Annotated in this window: 2 protein-coding genes; one reads left to right on the top strand and one right to left on the bottom strand. The window is 63.7% G+C overall.

Annotated elements, in window-relative coordinates:
* The first annotated feature begins 57 nt into the window (after window positions 1-57).
* Entirely contained in the window at window positions 58-2,346 is a 2,289-nt protein-coding gene (locus FL311_RS42540; RefSeq protein ID WP_141333317.1) for a putative metal-binding motif-containing protein, read from the top strand.
* On the opposite strand, the gene FL311_RS42535 is transcribed toward FL311_RS42540, so the two are convergent.
* Window positions 2,331-2,681, bottom strand: a 351-nt coding sequence (locus FL311_RS42535; protein ID WP_228557460.1) for a chloride channel protein, incomplete at its 5' end; no start/stop codon positions are given. The genes FL311_RS42540 and FL311_RS42535 overlap by 16 nt on opposite strands.

Genomic DNA, 2,681 nt, shown 5'->3' with positions numbered 1-2,681 from the left:
GGCGTGGAGTACGAGGACAGCGCCAGGGGGCGGAGGGGTGCGGTAGAGTGCGGCCCCATGCGTCGCATAGCCCTATTCCTGTTCCCGTTGCTGCTGGTCGCTTGCTCCAAAGACAAGGAGCAGGCGAACGTCGCCATCGACATCAATTACGACTCGAACTTCAAGACGGGCTGCATCGTCATGGAAGCCGTCGATGCCGCGAACGCTGACAATGTCCTGACGAACTCCTTTGACGGAGAGAAGCTCGCGAACCAGTCGCCTCCGCTGAAGTTGGCGGTGCTTCTACGGGAGGGATGGGGGACGGATGTTCGGGTCACTGTCCGCGCGCACGAGCAGTCCTGCGGCGGCAAGCAGGTGGATGAGCAGAGCCTGGTGGTTGACCTCTCGGGGACGGGGGCGAAGCCGAAGAGGACGGTGGAGCTCGAAACCCCGGACGCGGATGGGGATGGGTTTGTCGCTGTCTCGAGCGAGGCGGGGAAGGGCGGCACGGACTGCGATGATGGGGATGCGATGCGCAATCCCTCTCAGCAGGAGGTCTGCGACGACAAGGACAACAACTGTGCTGGTGGGGCGGATGAAGGATTGCCTCTGGTCGCCATGTTCCGCGACGTGGACGGAGATGGTGTGGGTGGCGAGGCGATTCAGCACTGTGTGCCGGTCGCAGGTGTGAGTGGGTACGCGATGGCGGGTGGCGACTGCAAAGACAACGACCCGGAAGTTGCCCCCGGCAAGACGGAGCTTTGCGACGAGAAGGACAACAACTGCGACGGGACGACGGACGAGGGCCACGACAAGAAGTGGTACCTGGATGATGACGGGGATGGTGTCCCGCAGGGGCCCGCGTTCACCTCGCAGTGCACGTCACCGGGACCCAAGTACATGAAGTATCCCTCGGGGCCTCCGTTCGACTGCGATGATGCAGACGCTCGACGCGCTCCGAACAAGCAGGAGCTCTGCGACGGTATCGACAACAACTGCGCGAGCGACAATGGCGTGGCGATTGACGAGACCTTCCCCACGAAGGGGAGCTCCTGTGCGCAGGGCTGTGGAACCATCCAGTGTGCGTCTGAAACCAGCGTGGCCTGCAACGCGCCTGAGCCTGACCTCTACTACCAGGACCTGGATGGTGATGGAGACGGTGTCGCCACGGTGATTCCGGACGTGAATCCCAAGATTGTCTGTCAGGGGGAACCGCCTCCGGCCTCGGGCTATGCCCTGGGGCAGGATGGAGACTGCGACGACCGGGACTCCGCGAGGAGTTCAATTCAGGCCGAGCTGTGTGACGGCATCGACAACAACTGCAGCAATGGTGTGGCTGACGAGCCTGCGTCGTGTGGTGGCTCGCTGAAGCAGGTTGCCAGCCATCACCTGTCATCCGACAACCAGCAGTGGAACACGGTGTCGGTGCACGCGAGTGGCTATCCGGTGTGGGTTGCTGGAGAGGATGGCAAGCTGGCGGTGCGCAGGTCCGCCAGCGCGAAGTTCGAGAGCTTCAGCTTTGGGGACCCGGCCACTCCTGCTCCGACGGATGGCAGCCTCGCGATTCATCCAAACAACTGTGGTGATGTCGACTGGAGGGTCTCTTGGGTGGACTCGAGTGGAAGGGTATTCCTGGGAGGCGCAGCAGGAGCGCTGGCTGTCCATAATGGGACCACGGATGCGTGCGCCGTAGGCGGTACAGGTCAAAGCGCAGGCATCACGGGGCTGGTGGGGTTCGGGGCTACTGGAGACCCTGTCCTCTATGTCACCGACTCCACAGGGAGAATCTTCCGGTGGATATTGGGTGGAACTGTGTCCGAATTGGAGGACAACTCCGCCAACTTTTATGGGTTGCATGGTTTTAGGGAAGAGCTTCTTCTGGCGGTGGGTGGAAGTACAGGGGGTGGAAGTGGCCAACGGTTCCGCTCCTATGCAGTGACGCCGGGCGGCGCGGCGACGTCCACGAACGGAGTGCATTCCATGAATGTGGATGGGAATGCGAGAGCCGTGTGGATGGGCACTGATAACAAAGCCTGCGCGGTGGGAGACAACGGGGCGGTGTGGCGCTGGAATGGTGGAACCCCGTGGACCCGGGTGGAGCCACCGGGTGGGGCGGTGACCTCCTCCTTCTCCAGCGTGGTGATGCGCTATGACGCACAGAACGCGCAGAACCCGCTGAATGAGCACTGCTACATGGTGGACAGCAGCACCAGTGGGCGTCTGCGAAGACTGACCCCTTCTGACACCTGGGGAAGCGGCCCGGACCTCCAGGCGAACGCGCGACTCCACGACCTTGCCATTGCCCCCACTGGCGACGTCTGGATTGTGGGTGAGGGCGGTCGCGTCTTCCACTACCCGGAGCCCTGACCCCCAGGCCCACCGTCCCCGGGTCTCTCAGTGACAGGCCCGGGGACCGTGCTCTCCATCTCCCGCAGCGGAACCCACCGTCCAAACCCCGCTCCCCCGTCCTTCCGCCGCCCAATCCGCTGCGCCGGGTAGATCCCCCGGTGGCCCGTCAATACATACGCCACCGTCGACACAATCATCACGTGGGGCAGCACCCCTGCCCCCACCAGCTCCACGGCCATGATGGACAGCGCCAGGGGCGTATTCGCCGCCGCGGCGAACAGCGCCGCCATGCCCACGGCCGCCCCCAAATCCACCGGCAACCCCAACATCCTCGCGAGCACGTTCCCCAGGCT

It is taken from the genome of Myxococcus sp. AB025B (assembly GCF_006518215.1).
Taxonomy (GTDB): Bacteria; Myxococcota; Myxococcia; order Myxococcales; family Myxococcaceae; genus Myxococcus; species Myxococcus fulvus.
The sequence above is the reverse complement of the archived record's forward strand: the minus strand, read 5'-3'. Positions and strand labels throughout refer to the sequence as shown.